We start from the raw sequence: 18,916 nt of genomic DNA, 5'->3' as shown, positions 1-18,916 counted from the left end.
GCCTCCAGGGTCCACAACCGCCGCGAGCGCACCCCTCCCCAACCTCCCTACCGGTCGGTATGCTCGACCCGCCCGTGTGCCCGCACCGCAGCCTGCCGTCCCCAGGAGCGACCATGCCCCGCACCGCCCTGCGCATCTGCCCCCTCTGTGAAGCCACCTGCGGCCTCACGCTGACCATCGAGGGCACCACGGTCACCGGCGCCCGCGGCGACCGGGACGATGTGTTCAGTCGTGGCTTCATCTGCCCCAAGGGGGCGGCCTTCGGGGCCCTCGACGGCGATCCGGACCGGCTGCGCACCCCTCTCGTACGCCGCGACGGCCGGCTGCGCGAAGCGAGTTGGGAGGAGGCCTACGAGGTGATCGCCGCGGCCGTGCCCGCCCTCGTGCGGGAACACGGAGCCCAGTCCGTCGGCGTCGTTCTCGGCAACCCGAACGTCCACACCATGGCCGGAGCCCTCTACCCGCCGCTCCTCCTCAAGGCCCTCGGCACCCGGAACCTCTTCACCGCCAGCACCCTGGACCAGATGCCCAAGCACGTGTCCAGCGGGCTGCTGTTCGGCGACCCCTTCGCCATCCCGGTCCCCGACCTCGACCGCACCGACTTCCTCCTGCTCCTCGGCGCGAACCCGGTCGAGTCCAACGGCTCCCTGTGCACCGCCCCGGACTTTCCCGGCCGGCTCAAGGCCCTGCGCGCCCGCGGCGGCACCCTGGTCGTCGTCGATCCGCGGCGCACGCGCACCGCCGCGCTGGCCGACCGGCACCTCGCACCGCGCCCCGGCAGCGACGCCCTGCTGCTGGCCGCGCTCGCGCACACCCTGCTCGCGGAAGGACTCGCGACCCCCGGGACGCCGGGGGAGTGGACCGAGGGCCTCGGGGAACTCGCCGACGCCCTCGCCCGTTTCACTCCCGAGGCCGTCGCCCCGGCCTGCGACCTGACCGCCGATGAGATCCGTTCCCTCGCCCGGGAACTGGCGGCCGCGCCCACCGCCGCCGTGTACGGGCGCATCGGCAGCTGCACGGCCGAGTACGGCACCCTCGCCAGCTGGCTGGTCGACGTACTGAACATCCTCACGGGCAATCTCGACCGCACGGGCGGGGCGCTCTTCCCCCTCTCGGCGACCGACCGCGCACCCCGACCCGCCCGCCCGGGCAAGGGGTTCGACCTCGGCCGCTGGCACAGCCGGGTCAGCGGACACCCGGAGGCCAAGGGCGAACTGCCCACCGCCGCCCTGGCCGAGGAGATCGAGACGCCGGGCGTGGGGCGCATCCGAGCCCTGATCGCCATCGCCGCCAACCCCGTGCTGTCCGCCCCCGACGGCCGGCGCCTCGACGCGGCCCTGGCCGGCCTCGACTTCATGATCAGCGTCGATCCGTACCTCAACGAGACCTCGCGCCACGCCCACGTCGTCCTGCCCCCGCCGCCGCCCTCACAGTCCGCCCACTTCGACTTCGCCTTCAACGCGTTCGCCGTCCACAACCAGGCCCGCTACTCACCACCCGCCGTGCCCCTCGAAGAGGGCCGCATGGACGAGTGCGAGGTCCACGCGCGCCTGATCCTGGCGGTGTCCGGGCTGCACGGGGCATCGCCGGACGTCCTCGACGACCGCGTCATCGCCGACACCCTCGCCCGGGAGGTCGCCGACCCCCATTCACCGCTCTTCGGCGCGGACCCGCAGCGGGAGGCGCGGGCACTGACGGGCAGTACCGGCCCCGAGCGGCGGCTCGACATGATGCTGAGGCTCGGACCGTACGACCTCACCCTCGACGAGCTGCGGAGGCGGCCGCACGGCATAGACCTGGGCCCCCTGAGCCCCAGGCTCCCGGGTGTACTGAAGACCCGCACCGGCCGGATCGAACTGCTCCCGGACCCGATCGCGGCCGAACTCCCCAGGCTGCGCGCGGCGCTCGCCGAACGCCCCGCCGCCCTGGTGCTCGTGGGCCGCCGCCATCTGCGGTCGAACAACAGCTGGTTGCACAACGTCCCGGCCCTGGTCGGAGGTTCCAACCGGTGCACCCTCCACGTCCATCCGCAGGACGCGGACCGACTGGGCCTCACCGACGGCGGCCGGGCCCGGATCACCGGCGACGGCGGCAGTCTGGAAGTCCCGGTCGAGATCACCGACGCCGTCCGTACCGGGGTCGTCAGCCTTCCGCACGGCTGGGGCCACGACCGGGCCGGCTCCCGGCTCTCGGTGGCCAGGGCCGTCCCCGGAGCCAATGTGAACCAGCTGCTCGACGGCAGCCGACTCGACCCGCTGTCCGGTACCGCCGTGCTCAACGGATTCCCGGTCGAACTGGCACCTCTGCCCTGAGCTGGGGTTTTGCTCGTATTGCTCACGCGTCCACGTCTTGTTGGCACATCGAGGAGCCCCCTACGTTCCCAGCATGCTGACCTTCCTCGGCTTCGCCATGATCGCGACCTTCCTGGTTCTGATCATGCTGAAGAAAATGTCGCCCATCGCGGCGCTCGTGCTCATCCCCGCGCTCTTCTGCGTCTTCGCCGGACAGGGTGCGCAGTTGGGCGACTACGTCATCGACGGAGTCGGCAAACTCGCGCCGACGGCCGCGATGCTGATGTTCGCCATCGTCTACTTCGGCGTGATGATCGACGTCGGCCTCTTCGATCCGATCGTGCGTGGCATCCTGCGCTTCTGCAAGGCGGACCCGATGCGGGTCGTGGTCGGTACGGCGGTACTCGCCGCGATCGTGTCGCTCGACGGCGACGGCTCGACCACCTTCATGATCACGGTCTCGGCCATGTACCCGCTCTACAAGCGCCTCGGCATGAGCCTGGTGGTCATGACCGGTGTCGCGGCCACCGCCAACGGCGTCATGAACACCCTCCCCTGGGGCGGCCCCACGGCCCGTGCCGCCACCGCCCTCAAGCTCGACGCCGCGGACGTCTTCGTCCCGATGATCCCCGCGCTGGCGGCCGGGCTGCTCTTCGTGTTCCTCCTCGCGTACGTCCTCGGCGTGAAGGAGCGGCGGCGGGTCGGGCTGCTCGTCATGCCCGGCGCGCAGGATGAGTGCGGGCAGGAGAAGACCGCGGCGAAGCGGGACGCGGAGTCGGAGGTGGAGCTGACCGAAGGGGATCCCGCCACGGTCACGGCGGGGGTGGGCGCCGTGGTCGCGGCCTCGGGCCCGGGCGGCTCCGGCAGCACACCCGCACCCGTACTCACCTCCACCGCTCCGGACGCACCCGCACACGCACCCGCACCCGCACCCACGGACGCACCCACGGCCACGGCCACCACCCCCGACGGCGACGATGACGGTTTCCAGGGGCTCGATCCGGACCGTGCGACGCTCCGTCCCCGCCTCTACTGGTTCAACGCCGGACTGACCGTCGCCCTCCTCACCGCGATGATCATGGAGTTGCTGCCCATCCCCGTGCTCTTCCTCCTCGGCGCGGCCCTCGCCCTCACGGTCAACTTCCCCCACATGCCCGACCAGAAGGCCCGGATCGCCGCCCACGCCGACAACGTCCTCAATGTCGCGGGCATGGTCTTCGCCGCCGCCGTCTTCACCGGCGTCCTCACCGGCACCGGCATGGTCAAGCACATGGCCGACTGGCTCGTCGGCGCGATTCCCGAGGGGATGGGCCCCCACATGGCGCTGGTCACGGGCCTGCTCAGCCTGCCCCTGACCTACTTCATGTCGAACGACGGCTTCTACTTCGGGGTCCTGCCGGTACTGGCCGAGGCCGGCGCCGCCCACGGCGTCTCGCCGCTGGAGATCGCCCGCGCGTCCCTGGTCGGCCAGCCCCTGCACATGTCCAGCCCACTGGTTCCGGCCGTCTACGTCCTCGTCGGCATGGCCAAGGTCGAGTTCGGCGATCACACCCGATTCACCGTGAAATGGGCGGCCTTGACCTCCCTGGTGGTCCTGGCGGCGGGGATGCTTTTCGGCATCATCTGATCGCGGACGCCTCTGGCGCCCGCAAAACTACCGACGCTAGTTTGTAAGGTGTTGGCGAGGTCAGGTTCTACGCGCTCGTGCGTGTTCGGGAGGAAAGCCATGAAGGCCCACGACGGGATGTACATCGGCGGCGCCTGGCGACCGGCCGTCGGACGCGAGCGGATCGAGGTCGTCAACCCCGCCGACGAACAGGTCCTCGCCTCGGTCCCGGCCGGTACCGCCGAGGACGTGGACGAGGCCGTACGTGCGGCCCGCGCGGCCTTCCCCGGCTGGGCGGCCACGCCGCCGGCCGAGCGGGCGGCTCTCGTCGGGGCCCTGCGCGACGTACTGGTCCGCCGCAAGAAGGAGATCGCGGAGACGATCTCCGCGGAGCTCGGCGCCCCGCTCGGCTTCGCGGAGGCCGTACACGTGGGGTCGCCGATCGCCGTCGCGGGCTCGTTCGCCGAACTCGGCGCCTCGTACGCCTTCGAGGAGCGTCTCGGAAACTCCACGGTGCTGATGGAACCGGTCGGCGTGGTCGGGGCCATCACGCCCTGGAACTACCCGCTGCACCAGGTCGTTGCCAAGGTGGCACCCGCTCTCGCCGCCGGCTGCACCCTCGTCCTCAAGCCGGCGGAAGACACCCCGCTGACCGCACAGCTCTTCGCCGAAGCCGTGCACGAGGCGGGCATCCCGGCCGGGGTCTTCAACCTGGTGACCGGCACCGGCCCGGTCGCCGGCCAGGCGCTGGCCGCACACGAGGGAGTCGACCTCGTCTCCTTCACCGGCTCGACCGCCGTCGGCCGGCAGATCGGCGCCACCGCCGGCGCCGCGATCAAGCGCGTCGCCCTCGAACTGGGCGGCAAGTCGGCCAACGTCATCCTGCCCGGCGCCGATCTGGCCAAGGCCGTCGCCGTCGGCGTCGGCCACGTCATGAACAACTCCGGCCAGAGCTGCAACGCGCTCACCCGCATGCTCGTCCACCGGGACCAGTACGAGGAGGCCGTCGCGCTCGCGGCCGACGCCATCGCCAAGTACCCCACCGGCGACCCCCGCGAGCAGGGCACCCGCCTCGGCCCGGTGGTCAACGCCAAGCAGCGCGACCGCGTCCGCGCGTACATCGTCAAGGGGGTCGAGGAGGGGGCGCGCCTCGTCGCGGGCGGGCCCGACGCGCCCCACGACCAGGGGTACTTCATCGCCCCGACCCTCTTCGCCGACGTCACCCCCGACATGACCATCGCCCAGGAGGAGATCTTCGGCCCCGTGCTGTCGATCCTCCCGTACGAGGACGAGGACGACGCCCTGCGCATCGCCAACGGCACCGTGTACGGCCTCGGCGGAGCCGTCTGGGCGGCGGACGCGGAGACCGCGACGGCCTTCGCCCGCCGCATGGACACCGGCCAGGTGGACATCAACGGCGGTCGCTTCAACGTGCTCGCGCCCTTCGGCGGCTACAAGCAGTCGGGAGTGGGGCGCGAGTTGGGCCCGCACGGCCTGGGCGAGTACCTCCAGACCAAGTCCCTGCAGTTCTGAATCCCGGAAGTACGGAGACGACGACCATGGTCCGCGCCGCCATCCTGCCCGCAGTCGGAGCCCCGCTGGAGATCCGGGAGATCGTGCTGCCCGATCCCGGCCCCGGTCAGGTCCGCGTGCGACTCGCCGCAGCGGGGGTCTGCCACTCCGACCTCTCCCTCAGCAATGGCACCATGCGGGTTCCCGTCCCCGCCGTCCTCGGTCACGAGGGCGCGGGCACGGTCCTCGCCGTCGGGGAGGGCGTCACCCATGTCGCCCCCGGCGACGGGGTGGTGCTCAACTGGGCCCCGTCCTGCGGGGCGTGCCACCACTGCCTGATCGGCGAGGTCTGGCTCTGCACCCAGGCGCTGGCCGGGGTCGGTGCGATCCACGCCCACGACGCCGACGGCACCGAGCTGCACCCCGGGCTGAACGTGGCCGCCTTCGCGGAGGAGACCGTGGTCGCGGCGAACTGCGTGTTGCCCGCACCCGCCGGGATCCCGCTCGCCGAGGCCGCCCTGCTCGGCTGCGCCGTCCTCACCGGCTACGGAGCCGTTCACCACAGCGCCCAGGTTCGCCCGGGGGAGTCGGTGGCCGTCTTCGGCGTCGGCGGGGTCGGTCTGGCCGCCCTCCAGGCGGCCCGCGTCGCGCAGGCGGGTCCGATCGTGGCCGTCGACGTCTCACCGGCGAAGGAGGAGCTGGCGCGCGCCGCCGGTGCCACGGAGTTCGTCCTCGCATCGGAGACCACCGCCAAGCAGATCCGCGCGCTGACCGGCGGCCGGGGCGCGGACGTGGCGATCGAGTGCGTCGGCCGGGCGGACACCATTCGCGGTGCGTGGGACGCGACCCGTCGCGGCGGTCGCACCACGGTCGTCGGCATCGGCGGCAAGGAGCAGCAGGTCACCTTCCACGCGCTGGAGATCTTCCACTTCGCCCGGACCCTCACCGGCTGCGTCTACGGCAACAGCGACCCGGCCCGCGACCTCCCGGTGATCGCCGACCACGTCCGGGCCGGCCGGCTGGACCTCAGCGCGCTCGTCACCGACCGGATCACCCTCGACGGCATCCCGGCCGCCTTCGATGCGATGCTGGCGGGCAAGGGCGGCCGCTCGCTGGTCATCTTCTGACCGGACCCGGGGTCGGACCCGGACCCGGGGGCGGGGGCGGAGCCGGGGTCGGAGCGGGGGGCCGGGGGCCGGAGCCGGTGGAGCCGGTCAAGGCCCCGCCCCGTCCCCTCGGCTCCCGCCCGCGCCCCGTCCCCTGCCCGACTCCCGCCCGCGTCCCAGCCGTCCCGGCTCCCGCCGGCCCCCGCCCCGCCGTCCGTCAGGTCGCCCCCTTCAGCGCCTCGTACTGGATCGCCAGTCCGTCCAGCAGCGCCGTCAGCCCCGTCTCGAACGCGCCCTCGTCCACCTCGTGCTGTCGCTCGGCCAGCAAGTGGGCCTGGCCCAGGTGCGGGTAGTCCGACGGGTCGTACGCGGCACGGTCGTCCACGAAACCCCCGGCGAAGGAACCCACGGCCGAGCCCAGGATGAAGTACCGCATGAGCGCGCCGATCCGCGTCGCGTGGGCGGGCGGCCAACCGGCCTTGGTCATCGCGCCGAAGACGGCGTCCGCCACCCGAAGCCCCGAGGGGCGACGGCCCGGTCCCCGCGCCAGCACCGGAACGATGTTCGGGTGGTCGGACAAGGCGTCCCGGTACGAGTGGGCCCAGTCGTGCAGCGCGAGCCGCCAACTCCGGCCGTCCTCGGAGCTGAACATCGACAAGTCGACTCGGGCGCTCACCGCGTCCGCGACGGCGTCGAGGATCTCGTCCTTGGTGCGGAAGTGGTTGTACAGCGAAGGCCCGCTGACGCCGAGCGCGGCGGCCAATCGGCGCGTGGACACCGCCTCCAGGCCTTCCGAGTCCACCAGCGCGCCCGCCGCCTCGACGATGCGGTCTCTGCTGAGGAGGGGCTTGCGCGGTCTGGCCATGCGCCACATAGTAGGGCCTGCCCGCAATAAACTACCGGTGCTAGTTAATCTGCGCCGGACCGCCCGGAGGTGCCCGGTGAACCTGGAGCTGAGCGAGGAACAGGAGGCCGTACGCCGGCTCGCCCGCGAGTTCACCGAGCGCGAGATCGCCCCGTACGCCGCCGCATGGGACCGCGCCGAGAGCGTCGACCGGTCCCTGGTCAAGAAGCTCGGCGACCTGGGCTTCCTCGGACTGACCGTGCCCGAGGAGTACGGCGGCTCCGGCGGCGACCACCTCGCCTACGTGCTCGTCACCGAGGAACTCGGCCGCGGTGACTCCGCCGTGCGCGGCATCGTCTCCGTCTCCCTCGGGCTGGTGGCCAAGACCGTCGCCGCCTGGGGCACCGAGGAGCAGAAACAGGCCTGGCTCCCACGCCTGTGCTCGGGCGAATCGCTCGGCTGCTTCGGTCTCACCGAACCCGGCACCGGTTCCGACGCCGGCAACCTGGACACCCGCGCCCGGCGCGAGGGCGACACGTACGTCGTCAGCGGCAGCAAGATGTTCATCACCAACGGCACCTGGGCCGATGTGGTCCTGCTCTTCGCCCGCACCAACGACGAGCCCGGCCACCGCGGGATCTCCGCCTTCCTCGTGCCCACCGACAGCCCCGGCCTGACCCGTCGCGAGATCCACGGCAAGCTCGGCCTGCGCGGCCAGGCCACCGCCGAACTCGCCCTCGACGGTGTCCGCGTGCCGGCCTCCGCGATGCTCGGGCCCGAGGGCAAGGGATTCTCCGTGGCCATGTCCGCCCTCGCCAAGGGGCGGATGTCGGTCGCCGCCGGCTGCGTCGGCATCGCCCAGGCGGCGCTGGACGCGGCCGTCTCGTACGCCGCCCACCGCGAACAGTTCGGCAAGCCCATCGCCCACCACCAACTGGTCCAGGAGCTGATCGCCGACATCTCGGTCGACGTGGACGCGGCCCGGCTGCTGACCTGGCGGGTGGCCGACCTGATCGACCGCGGGAAGCCCTTCGCCACGGAGTCCTCGACCGCCAAGCTCTTCGCCTCCGAGGCCGCCGTGCGCGCCGCGAGCAACGCCCTCCAAGTCCACGGCGGCTACGGCTACATCGACGAGTACCCGGCCGGGAAACTGCTGCGCGACGCCCGGGTGATGACCCTGTACGAGGGCACCAGTCAGATCCAGAAGCTGCTCATCGGCCGTGCCCGTACGGGGGTTTCGGCGTTCTGAGCCGCCCCGCCGCCCCGCCGCCCCGCCGCCCCGCCGCCCCGCCGCCCCGCCGCCCCGCCGGCTGAGTACGTACGTGAGTACACGCACGGATGTGGCGCGGGCCACAGGTCGCCGAAGCTGGACCCATGAACGAGACACCGGTCAAGCAGCAGAACACGGGGGCCTACTACGGCCAGGCCGTCGCCTCCTTCGGCGTCGCCATGGCGGCCGTGGCCCTGGGGATCTACAACCTGGACGCGAACGGCTGGGTGCGTGCCTTCCTCGGTATCGCCGTCCTCTACCTGACCACCTCGGCCTTCACCCTCGCCAAGGTGATCCGCGACCGGCAGGAGGTCACCCAGATCGTCACCCGGGTCGATCAGGCCCGGATGGAGAAGCTCATGACCGGCTACGACCCCTTTGCGCCGAAGCCCGCCCCCGGCCCGGCCGCCCAGGATCGCTAAGCGCTTGCTCACCCCTCCGGTAGGGTGTCCATTCCCATAGACGGATCCCGCGACACGGGTTCCGCGAGGCGAAGAGGGTGAGCGAGCGATGGACAGCCCGGCGGACACCGGCGGCTACCAGCCGTGGTCGGAGGTCACCCCCGACGCCGCGCGGCGGCTGCTCGTCGCCGCCGTGGAGGCCTTCGCGGAGCGCGGCTACCACGCCACCACCACCCGGGACATCGCCGGACGGGCCGGCATGAGCCCGGCCGCGCTCTACATCCACTACAAGACCAAGGAAGAGCTGCTCCACCGGATCAGCCGGATCGGCCACGACAAGGCGCTGGAGATCCTGGAGACGGCCGCGTCCGGCCCGGGGACCGCCGCCGACCGGCTCGACGAGGCCGTGCGGTCCTTCGTGGGCTGGCACGCCGCACACCACACCACCGCCCGCGTGGTCCAGTACGAGCTCGATGCTCTCGCCGTGGAGCACCGCTCCGAAATCGTGGCACTGCGCCGGCAGAGCGACGCGGCCGTGCGCCGGATCATCTCCGACGGGGTCACGGCGGGCGAGTTCGAGGTCCCCGACGTGCCCGGCACCACCCTCGCCGTCCTGTCCCTGTGCATCGACGTGGCCCGATGGTTCAACGTGACCGGCTCGCGCACCCCCGAAGAGGTCGGCGCGCTCTACTCCGACCTCGTGCTCCGCATGGTCGGCACGCGCCCCGACCACGGCGCGCGCCCCGACCACGGCACGGCGTACTGACGCCCGTCACGCGGTGGCACCCGTCACGCGCTGACGCTCATCCCCGGTGACACCGAACGGTGATACCGCCCCGGGGCCCGGTCGCCGTCTCCGTGGCCGACTCGCGCTCCCGCCCCGGCCCTCGGCTCAGAAGTAGTACCGGGACACCGACTCCGCGACGCACACCGGCTTGTCGCCGCCCTCGCGCTCGACCGTCACGGTCGCCGCGACCTGTACGCCACCACCCGCCTCGGTGACCTCCGTGATCACGGCCGTGGCGCGCAGTCGCGAGCCGACCGGCACCGTGGCCGGGAACCGCACCTTGTTCGTGCCGTAGTTGATGCCCATCCGCATGCCCTCGACCCGCATGATCTGCGGAACCAGGCTCGGCAGCAGCGACAGCGTGAGGTAGCCGTGCGCGATGGTCGTTCCGAAGGGGCCGGAGGCCGCCCGCTCGGGATCGACGTGGATCCACTGGTGATCGCCCGTCGCGTCGGCGAAGAGGTCGATCCGCTTCTGATCCACCTCCAGCCACTCGCTCGGGCCGAGCGGGGCGCCGACCCCGGCGCGCAGCTCCTCGGCGGACGTGAAGATCCTCGGTTCGGCCATGCCTTGCCCCTGCCTCTCACCGACCAGCGAATAAGCGCTTGCTCAGCATGCTGGGGCCACATGTATCTGTCAACGGATTCCGGTCCGGCCGACTACCCTCGGCCGGGTGCCGCAGATTCCCGAGAAAGTCCATGAACTCACCGTCGGTCAGCTGTCCGCGCGCAGCGGCGCGGCCGTTTCGGCGCTGCACTTCTACGAGGCCAAGGGCCTGATCAGCAGCCGTCGCACCTCCGGCAACCAGCGCCGCTACACCCGTGACGCACTGCGCAGGGTCGCCTTCGTACGGGCCGCGCAACGCGTGGGCATCCCGCTCGCCAGCATCCGCGAGGCGCTGTCCCAACTTCCGGAAGGCCGTACGCCGACCCGCGAGGACTGGGCCGGCCTGTCCGAGGCCTGGCGCGCCGAACTCGATCACCGGATCAAGCAACTCGGCCGGTTGCGCGACCACTTGACCGACTGCATCGGCTGTGGCTGCCTGTCCCTGGAGAACTGCGCGCTGTCCAACCCGGACGACGTGTTCGGCGAGCGCCTCACCGGCTCCCGACTGTCGCTCTAGTCGCTCCCACCACCCTGGCCGCGCGGGACGCCTCGACCTCGGCCAGGGCCGCCGTCACCAGCTCGGCATTTGACCGCGCCGGCCGCCCGTCCGGAAGGACGAGCACGTCGCCCACGCCGATCCGCGCCCCCGCACCACACCGCGCGGCGAGCCGCAGCACCGGCCAGGCTGCGGCCTCCCGCCCGAACAGCACCACCTCCACGGGCGGCAACCAGCACAACCCCGCCACCAGCGCCGGATCGGCCTCCGACAGCTCCACCGCGAGGCGGACCCGGCCGTGATCGGGCACGGCCCACGCCAGGAACCGGCCCAGCGGCTCGGGCCCGGCCGCGCCACCCAGCGGAACCACCGCGTCCACCGCCACCCCGCGCGCCAGCAGGGCCAAGCCCAACTCCTCGGCCCCGGCCTCCGTGAAACGCACCACCGCGCGGTCCGGCAGTACCTCCCAGGAACGAACCCGGGCCTGCCGAGCGGCGGGATCCGGCTCCGCCACGATGCCCGCCGGCACGGACAGCGGTACGGAGACCCCCGCGCCCCGCAGCGCCTCCAGCAGCGGCCCGACCACCCGGGGCGAGAGGCTCTCCCGGCCGCACGGGCTCCGCGGATGCACCAACACCTCACGGGCCCCGGCGGCGACCGAGGCCACCGCCGCCCGCGCCAGGTCCTCCGGGGACATCGGTACCGCAGCCCCCTCGGCGGCCTCCCGAGCGCCGTTCAACGCGACCTGGAGCGGAACCCGCGCCGCCGCGCCCCCGGCCCCGCGCTCGCCCTTCGGATCCCGGCCCGCCGCTTCCGTCCCGCTCATGCCGCTCCCGCCGACGCCGGGTCCACCGTCCCCGCGTCGGCGAGGGCCGGTCTGGGAACCACGATCCCGCAGCCCCCGCACACCGGCCCGTCCCAGGACCAGGCGCCGGCCCACGCCTCGTGGCCCACCCCGATCGGCGGCCAGCTCAGCTCCCGCTCCCCACAGATCGGGCACCCCGTGCCCGGCTCCGACTCCAAGGCCCGCACCAACCGTCTCAACACCTCGCCGAGCGTGCCGTCCGGCCGGATCCCCGGGTCCGCGCACCGCACCACCGCGTCCCCGCTCCCGCCCCACGCCCAGTCCGGCCGGCGCAGTCCGTGGTGCTTCTCACGCCGACGCCTCTCCGCGAACTGGCGCTCGTACTCCAGCCAGACCGCGCGAGCCTCCTCCAGCTCCTCCAACGCCGCGACCAGCCGCTGCGGATCGGCGCCCCGGTCCTCGGGGGCGATCCCGTGCCGATCGCACAAATGCCACCACGTCGCCCTGTGCCCGTAGGGCGCGAATCTCTCCAGACAACGGCGCAGCGAATGACGCCGCAACGCCCGGTCATTGCGTGCATCGCGCACCTGGTAGGCCAGACTTCGAAATCCCGCCATCGCACCTTCACCTCCGCCGCGCCCCGCGCCCACGTCGAGGCGTCGTACTAGTCGAACGTCGTCGTACGTCCCGACGTGCCCAACATGCCCGGCGGAATGTGGGCGCATGCGGGGGCGGTCGAGGCGTGCGGGTGGCACATGGCCGGAACTCAGCGCCCCATGCGCCCCGCGGCAACCACGACCCGGGCCAGTTCCTCGTGGCAGATGTCACTGTGCGCCCCCGACGGTGCCCCGCCCCGCCGGACCACGGAGCCCGCGTCCACGCTGACGCAACCCGCCCCCGGCAGCCCACCGCGCAGCACCGTGTCGAGGCTCAGCCGGGGTGTCCCCGGCACGGCCCGTACCCCGTCGTGCCCGATCGCGCCCCAGCGCTCGTCGAAACCGAGCAGTCCGGCCGAATCCCCGGCCATCCGGGAGGCCAGCGGATAGAACACCTTGAGCGAGGTGTCGTACGGGGAATGGCAGGCGACCACCGGACCGTCCACCCGCCGCTGGAGCCCCCGCAGAGCGCCCCCGCGGTCCCCGTCGTGGGGGAGGCGGTCGGTGAAGGCGTAGTGGGAGAAGGCCCCTTGGAGCAGGGTGAGGGACTTCACGTACCGGGATCCGTCCGGCACCGCGCGCAGCGAGAATGCCGCCACCCGCGCCCCGAAGCTGTGACCGATGAGGTGGATCCGCAGCGCCGGCCGGCGGTGCGCGAGCTCCGCGAGCACCGGCCCCAGCCCGTGTTCGCCGACGACTCCCGCCCGCTTCTTCATCTGATAGTAGGTAGCCTGGCGCAGCACCTCTTTCGCGCCGCTCCACAGGGCGCGCAGTCCGCCGCCGAGTGCCGAATTCACGCCCCCGGCCCGGGCCCCGCCCTCGACATCGTCGTGCCTCGGCGTCGCGCCCGCCTCCGCGAGCGCGACGGTGAACGCCCGGCACACCTCCAGGACGTCCCGGGCGAACATGGCCGGCACGTCCAGGGCGGCCGGCGTGGCCACCGCGTCCACCCCGACGAGCTCCCTCACCAGTGCGCCGAACTCGACGAACGCCGCCGCCGAATCGGGCCGTTCCTCCAGCAGTTCGGCGATGCGGTCCAGCTCCGCCCCGCGGTCCGGCCAGAACTCCCCGAGCGCCCGCCGGGTGGCGGGGGTCAGTGCGCTGCCGAGGCACGCTTCCGCGAGGGCGCCGGGCGGGTCGAAGTCCGGTATGGGCTCGTCGGAGAACCGGATCGAGGGCCAGACCACCCCCACGTACCCCAGCCGCACCCCTGACCCCACGAGGTTCGGGAAGGGCGCGAAGAAGCGGTCGTACAGGCGGGTCGAGGTGGACCGGTCGCTGTTCCAGCCGTGGGCGAAGACCAGCAGGTCGGTCGCCTCGATCCGGGCCACGGCCTCCCGGGTGCTCCGATCCACGTCGCCGTCGGCGTCGAAGGTGAGTTCCGCGTACGGCCCGACCCCGACCCCCGCCCCGACCCCCGCCCCGACCCCGACCCCGGCCGCGACCCCCGCGCCGTTCCCGGCCGCGATCCCGGCCCCTGTCCCGACCCCCGCCCCGACCCCGGCCGCGACGCCCGCCGTGATCGCGCCCCCGCCTCCGCCCCCGCCGCCTTGACCGCTTCCGACCACCATGCCGACGTCCGCCATGACGCCCCCCTCCACGCCGCCCCGGCGGCCCCGGCATCGCGCTGCCGCGTCCGCCCGCCGGCCCCGCGGCCGGCCGGGTCACCGGTAGAGGAGGTACCCCTCCCGCAGGGCGGCGAAGCGCGCCAGCCCGGCCGTCCAGTCGCCCACGATCTCATCCACGCCGGCCCCCGCGTCCACCATCGCGCGCACCCGGTCCGATCCCGTCAGCCGGTCGATCCAGTGGTCGGCCCGCCAGCCGAAGCCGCTCCACGTCCGCCGCGCGGTGACCAGCAGTCCGATTCCGGCCCGTACCGGGTCGAATGCCTCACGGTCGTGCACGATCAGCCGGACCCCGCCGCACACCTTCCCGGCGTGCTTGGAGAAGGACGGGGTGAAGTACGTCTCCCGGAACCAGACCCCGGGCAGCCCCAGCGCGTTCGCCGCCTCGGCCCACCGCCGGTCGACGCCCTCGGCGCCGACCACCTCGAAGGGGGTCGTCGTACCCCGCCCCTCGGACAGGTTCGTCCCCTCGAACAGGCAGGTGCCGGCGTACGCGAGAGCCGTGTCCGGAGTGGGCATGTTGGGGCTCGGCGGCACCCAGGGCAGCCCGGTCGCCCCGAAGAACGACTCCCGGCGCCATCCGGTCATCCGTACCGTCCTGAGCGTGACCGGCCTGTCCTTCAGGAACTCGCCGTTGAACAGGAGGGCCAGCTCCGCCGTCGTCATCCCGTGCGCGAGCGCGATCGGCTCCCGACCCACGAAGCTCGCGTACGGCCGCTGGAGCACCGGTCCGGCGGCCCGCACCCCGCCCACCGGGTTGGGCCGGTCCAGCACCACCACCGCCTTGCCGGCCAGGGCGGCCGCGCGCATGCAGTCGTAGAGGGTCCAGATGTAGGTGTAGAAGCGCGCCCCGACGTCCTGGATGTCGAAGACCACCGTGTCCACGCCGGCCGCGGTGAACACGTCCACGAGCTGCCGACCGCTCTTGTCGTACGTGTCGTACACGGGCAGCCCCGTCGCCGGGTCCCGGCCCGCGCCCTCCGAACCACCGGCCTGCGCGGTGCCCCGGAACCCGTGCTCCGGCCCGAACACGGCCACCAGGTCGACCCGTTCGTCCGCGTGCAGCACATCCACCAGGTGGCGCGCGTCGGCGGTGATCCCGGTCGGGTTGGTGACCACCCCGATCCGCTCCCCGGCCAGCGCCTCGTACCCGTCGGCGGCGAGCTGCTCGCACCCCGTCCGTACCCGCGCGCTCGCGCCGGCCGCCTTCGGGGAGTCCGGCGCCACCGCGCCCAGGCTCCCCATCGCCCCCACGGCTCCGGCCAGTCCCAGTACCCCGCGTCGCGACAGCCTCATCCGGACACGCTAGGCCGTCTCTTCCGGATCCTGTCCGACCCACGCCGCCCGGCACCGCACCTCGCCGCGTTGTCGAGGCACCCGAGGACGTCCGGTAATCGGGAGCCTCTCCGCCTTGCGATGCACGGCACCGGACGACGCGGGATCAACCGGCAGGATCCGAAAGGGACGACCCAGGCCGCAGACCCCTTCCGTACCGACATACCGACTGGTTAGTCTGCCCCCGATCCGTCCGGATCGGATCGGATCCCCAGGGTCCGCCCGCATCCGTCGTCAGCGTCGAAGGGTGATCCACGTGAGCGCGTACCAGGACCAGCGAGTCGTCGTCACCGGAGCGGGCGGCGGCATCGGAGCCGCCCTCGCGCAACGCTTCGCCGCCGAGGGGGCCACGGTCGTGGTCAACGACCTCGACCCCGTGAAGGCCGCATCCGTCGCCGAGGGGATCGGCGACCGCGCGCTCGCGGTCCCCGGCGACGCCTCGACGATCGTGGAACGGGCCCGCGAGGCCCTCGGCGGGACCGTGGACGTCTACTGCGCCAACGCCGGCCTCGCCTCGGGCGGCGACGCCTTCGTGGACGAGGCCGTCTGGGAAGCGGCCTGGGACGTCAACGTCATGGCGCACGTGCGTGCCGCCCGCGCCCTGTTGCCGGACTGGCTGGAGCGGGGGAACGGCCGGTTCGTGTCCACCGTCTCCGCCGCCGGACTCCTCACCATGATCGGGGCCGCGCCGTACAGTGTCACCAAGCACGGTGCCCTCGCCTTCGCGGAATGGCTGTCGTTGACCTACCGCCACCGAGGCGTCCAGGTGCACGCCGTCTGCCCGCAGGGGGTTCGCACCGACATGCTGACCGCCGCGGGCTCGGCGGGCGAACTCGTCCTGGCGCCGACCGCGATCGAGCCGGAAGCGGTCGCGAACGCCCTGTTCGATGGCATGGAGAAGGGCCGGTTCTTGATCCTCCCGCACCCCGAGGTGGCCGACTACCACGTCGCCCGGGCCACCGACCCGGACCGCTGGCTGACGAACATGAACCACCTCCAGCAGAAGTGGGAGACACGATGACCGGGCTCGCCCGCGAGACGACACCCGTGCCTGTCCCCGCACCCGCGCCCGTTCCCGCGGCTGAAACCGCTGCCCAGGCGACGCCCGCGACCGTCGCCGAGGACACGGCGCCCCGGCCCGTCCGCTACGCCGACCGGCCCTGGCTGGCTCGCCTCAGCGCCGCCCAACGGGCGCCCATCACGCCCCCGGTCAGCGTGCCGGCCGCCTTCCGGGCGGCCGTGGCCCGCGCCCCCGGACGTACCGCCCTCGCCTACTTCGACGGCCGGCTGGACTACGCCGAGGTCGACGCGCTCTCCGACTCGGTCGCCGGCCACCTCGCCTCGCGGGGCGTGGGGCGCGGCGACCGGGTCGCCGTGATGGTGCAGAACACCCCGCACTTCGTGCTCGCCGTGCTGGCCGCCTGGAAGGCCGGCGCGATCGTCGTCCCGCTCAACCCCATGTACAAGTCCGGCGAGGTCGGCCACATCCTGCGCGACTCCGGCGCCGTGGCCCTGGTCTGCGACGCCGGCGCCTGGACCGAGTACCTCCGCGAGAGCATCCGCGACACCGGTGTTCGCGTCGCGCTCACCGCCCGCGACCGGGACTTCCAGACGCGGAACGACCCACGGGTCCTGCCACCCGCCCCGCAAGCGGCCACAGAAGCGGCCCCGGCCCCCGACACGGACGCGCCGCCCGTCGAGGCCGCCGACCTCACCGCCGTGGCCCGTCAAGGCCGGCCCGCCCCGCCCGACCCGTGCCTCACCGCTTCCGACACGGCGCTCATCAGCTACACCTCCGGGACCTCCGGCACCCCCAAGGGCGCCCTGAACCCACACGGCGCCCTCACCCACAACGCGACCCGCCAGGTCACCGGCCACCCCCTCCCCGAGGGCGCCGGCTACTTCGCCCTCGCCCCGCTCTTCCACATCACCGGCCTGGTCTGCGAACTCGCCGCCTGCTTCGTCAACGCCGGCACGCTCGTGCTCGCCCACCGCTTCGAACCCGGCGCCGTCCTCGACGCCTTCCTCGAACACCGCCCCGCCTACACCGTCGGCCCCGCCACCGCCTTCATGGCCCTGGCGGCCCACCCCGCCGCGACCCCCGACCACTTCGCCTCGTTCCGGGTGGTCTCCTCCGGCGGCGCCCCGCTCCCGCCGGCCCTCGTCGAGCGGCTGCGCGCCCGCTTCGGCTTCTACCTGCGCAACGGCTACGGGCTCACCGAGTGCACCGCGCCCTGCGCCTCCGTGCCCGTCCACCTCGAAGCCCCCGTGGACCCGCTCTCCGGCACCCTCTCCGTCGGCCTCCCGGGCGCGGACACCCTCGTACGCATCCTCGACGAGCAGGGCGCCGAGGTCCCGATCGGCGGGACGGGGGAGATCGCCGTCCGCGGCCCCCAGGTCGTCCCCGGCTACTGGGGGCTGCCCGAGGAGACCGCGAGCGCGTTCCCGGACGGCGAACTGCGCACCGGAGACGTCGGGTTCATGGACTCCGACGGTTGGCTGTACGTCGTCGACCGGAAGAAGGACATGATCAACGCGTCCGGCTTCAAGGTCTGGCCCCGCGAGGTCGAGGACGTGCTGTACACCCATCCCGACGTACACGAGGCGGCCGTGGTCGGGGTCCCCGATCCGTACCGGGGCGAAAGCGTGAAGGCCTACGTGAGCCTGCGCCCCGGAGCCCGCGTCGAGCCCGCCGAACTGTCCGCGTACTGCGCCGAGCGCATCGCCGCGTACAAGTACCCGAGGCAGGTGGAGATCCTGCCTGTCCTTCCCAAGACGAGCAGTGGCAAGATCCTGCGACGGGAACTGCGCGAACGCGGCTGAAAACAGTCGGACGGACGCACGACGTCGCCCCGCAACGGGCGAGGGATCAGGAAGGAAGGCGAGAGCCATGGCCGCCAAGACCACCACGGACTCCGAGGGCACCGGCGACGCACCGGTGCCGCAGCGACTGCTGGCCGTCGCCACCCGGCTGTTCGCCGAACGCGGCTACGACCGCACCTCCGTACAGGAGATCGTCGAGGCGGCCGGGGTCACCAAGGGCGCGCTTTACCACTACTTCGGGTCCAAGGACGACCTGCTGCACGAGGTGTACGCGCGGATGCTGCGCCTCCAGCAGCAGCGACTGGACGCGGTGGCCGATTCCGACGCGCCCGTGGAGGAGCGGCTGCGCGCCGCCGCCGCCGACGTGGTGGTCACCACCATCGAGAACCTCGACGACGCGATGATCTTCTTCCGGTCGATGCACCAGCTCAGCCCCGAGAAGTTCAAGCAGGTCCGGGCCGAGCGCCGGCGCTATCACGAGCGCTTCCGGGCACTGGTCGAGGAGGGACAGCGCACGGGGGTGTTCTCCACCGCGACACCCGCGGACCTGGTGGTGGACTACCACTTCGGTTCCGTGCACCACCTGTCCACCTGGTACCGGGAGGACGGCCCGCTCACGCCCCAGCAGGTCGCCGATCACCTCGCGGACCTGCTGCTGCGCGCGCTGCGCCCCTGAGGCCGGCGGGGAGCCCGCCCCTCACACCCGCCCCTCACCCCCGCACACGACGAACCGGCCCGCCCCCCGAGCCGCCC

The 18,916-nt window shown here is 72.8% G+C and carries 17 protein-coding genes; 11 read left to right on the top strand and 6 right to left on the bottom strand.

Translation table 11 applies throughout. The features are described 5' to 3' along the window. The first annotated feature begins 113 nt into the window (after positions 1 to 113). The 4 genes from OHA84_RS09440 to OHA84_RS09425 all read left to right on the top strand — a co-directional run bounded on the left by OHA84_RS09440 (position 114) and on the right by OHA84_RS09425 (position 6,536). On the top strand, positions 114 to 2,312 hold the full coding sequence (locus tag OHA84_RS09440) for a molybdopterin oxidoreductase family protein (protein WP_266972197.1): 2,199 nt from the start codon (positions 114 to 116) through the stop codon (positions 2,310 to 2,312). A gap of 73 nt (positions 2,313 to 2,385) precedes the next feature. Continuing rightward, entirely contained in the window at positions 2,386 to 3,918 is a 1,533-nt protein-coding gene (locus OHA84_RS09435) for a citrate:proton symporter (RefSeq protein ID WP_266972199.1), read from the top strand. Positions 3,919 to 4,017: 99 nt separating this feature from the next. Next, complete coding sequence (locus tag OHA84_RS09430) at positions 4,018 to 5,430, top strand: aldehyde dehydrogenase family protein (protein ID WP_266951163.1); 1,413 nt, start codon at positions 4,018 to 4,020, stop codon at positions 5,428 to 5,430. A gap of 26 nt (positions 5,431 to 5,456) precedes the next feature. Beyond that, positions 5,457 to 6,536 (top strand): Zn-dependent alcohol dehydrogenase, encoded by a 1,080-nt coding sequence (locus OHA84_RS09425; protein ID WP_266972201.1) that lies wholly within the window; start codon positions 5,457 to 5,459, stop codon positions 6,534 to 6,536. Between the two features lie 196 nt (positions 6,537 to 6,732). Here the strand turns inward: OHA84_RS09425 and OHA84_RS09420 are convergent, their stop codons facing one another. After that, positions 6,733 to 7,380, bottom strand: coding sequence for a TetR/AcrR family transcriptional regulator (locus OHA84_RS09420; RefSeq protein ID WP_266972203.1), 648 nt, complete (start codon positions 7,378 to 7,380; stop codon positions 6,733 to 6,735). A 76-nt stretch (positions 7,381 to 7,456) separates the two neighbouring features. Here OHA84_RS09420 and OHA84_RS09415 point away from each other — a divergent pair, with 76 nt between their 5' ends. The 3 genes from OHA84_RS09415 (at position 7,457) to OHA84_RS09405 (ending at position 9,796) form a co-directional block, all read left to right on the top strand. After that, positions 7,457 to 8,608 (top strand): acyl-CoA dehydrogenase family protein, encoded by a 1,152-nt coding sequence (locus OHA84_RS09415; protein ID WP_266972205.1) that lies wholly within the window; start codon positions 7,457 to 7,459, stop codon positions 8,606 to 8,608. A gap of 125 nt (positions 8,609 to 8,733) precedes the next feature. Then, complete coding sequence (locus OHA84_RS09410; RefSeq protein WP_053679303.1) at positions 8,734 to 9,051, top strand: YiaA/YiaB family inner membrane protein; 318 nt, start codon at positions 8,734 to 8,736, stop codon at positions 9,049 to 9,051. An 88-nt stretch (positions 9,052 to 9,139) separates the two neighbouring features. Then, the gene (locus tag OHA84_RS09405; RefSeq protein WP_266972207.1) at positions 9,140 to 9,796 is read left to right on the top strand and encodes a TetR/AcrR family transcriptional regulator; all 657 of its coding nucleotides are present in this window, start codon (positions 9,140 to 9,142) and stop codon (positions 9,794 to 9,796) included. Between the two features lie 126 nt (positions 9,797 to 9,922). Here the strand turns inward: OHA84_RS09405 and OHA84_RS09400 are convergent, their stop codons facing one another. After that, on the bottom strand, positions 9,923 to 10,384 hold the full coding sequence (locus OHA84_RS09400; protein WP_053679308.1) for a MaoC family dehydratase: 462 nt from the start codon (positions 10,382 to 10,384) through the stop codon (positions 9,923 to 9,925). Between the two features lie 106 nt (positions 10,385 to 10,490). On the opposite strand from OHA84_RS09400, the gene soxR reads away from it, so the two are divergent. After that, entirely contained in the window at positions 10,491 to 10,940 is a 450-nt protein-coding gene (gene soxR, locus OHA84_RS09395) for a redox-sensitive transcriptional activator SoxR (RefSeq protein WP_053679310.1), read from the top strand. Here soxR and OHA84_RS09390 read toward each other — a convergent pair. From OHA84_RS09390 to OHA84_RS09375, 4 genes are all read right to left on the bottom strand, one after another. Beyond that, entirely contained in the window at positions 10,915 to 11,745 is an 831-nt protein-coding gene (locus OHA84_RS09390) for a 3-keto-5-aminohexanoate cleavage protein (protein ID WP_266972210.1), read from the bottom strand. The genes soxR and OHA84_RS09390 overlap by 26 nt on opposite strands. Beyond that, positions 11,742 to 12,341, bottom strand: a complete 600-nt coding sequence (locus tag OHA84_RS09385; protein ID WP_053679312.1) for a hypothetical protein — start codon at positions 12,339 to 12,341, stop codon at positions 11,742 to 11,744. Before OHA84_RS09385 ends, OHA84_RS09390 begins: the two co-directional genes overlap by 4 nt. 149 nt (positions 12,342 to 12,490) lie before the next feature. After that, positions 12,491 to 13,966, bottom strand: a complete 1,476-nt coding sequence (locus OHA84_RS09380; protein ID WP_266972212.1) for a serine-threonine protein kinase — start codon at positions 13,964 to 13,966, stop codon at positions 12,491 to 12,493. Positions 13,967 to 14,044: 78 nt separating this feature from the next. Further along, the gene (locus tag OHA84_RS09375; RefSeq protein ID WP_266972214.1) at positions 14,045 to 15,301 is read right to left on the bottom strand and encodes a DUF1343 domain-containing protein; all 1,257 of its coding nucleotides are present in this window, start codon (positions 15,299 to 15,301) and stop codon (positions 14,045 to 14,047) included. A gap of 286 nt (positions 15,302 to 15,587) precedes the next feature. On the opposite strand from OHA84_RS09375, the gene OHA84_RS09370 reads away from it, so the two are divergent. The 3 genes from OHA84_RS09370 (at position 15,588) to OHA84_RS09360 (ending at position 18,839) form a co-directional block, all read left to right on the top strand. Further along, on the top strand, positions 15,588 to 16,361 hold the full coding sequence (locus OHA84_RS09370; RefSeq protein WP_266972216.1) for an SDR family oxidoreductase: 774 nt from the start codon (positions 15,588 to 15,590) through the stop codon (positions 16,359 to 16,361). Next, on the top strand, positions 16,358 to 18,163 hold the full coding sequence (locus tag OHA84_RS09365) for an AMP-binding protein (protein WP_266972218.1): 1,806 nt from the start codon (positions 16,358 to 16,360) through the stop codon (positions 18,161 to 18,163). The genes OHA84_RS09370 and OHA84_RS09365 overlap by 4 nt, the downstream gene beginning before the upstream one ends. A 67-nt stretch (positions 18,164 to 18,230) precedes the next feature. Beyond that, positions 18,231 to 18,839 carry a TetR/AcrR family transcriptional regulator gene (locus OHA84_RS09360; RefSeq protein WP_053678840.1) on the top strand — a complete coding sequence of 203 codons (609 nt, stop codon included), beginning with the start codon at positions 18,231 to 18,233 and terminating at the stop codon, positions 18,837 to 18,839. Positions 18,840 to 18,916: the final 77 nt, after the last annotated feature.

The organism is Streptomyces sp. NBC_00513 (assembly GCF_041431415.1).
Lineage (GTDB): Bacteria > Actinomycetota > Actinomycetes > Streptomycetales > Streptomycetaceae > Streptomyces.
This window is presented reverse-complemented; position numbering and strand designations above follow the sequence as displayed.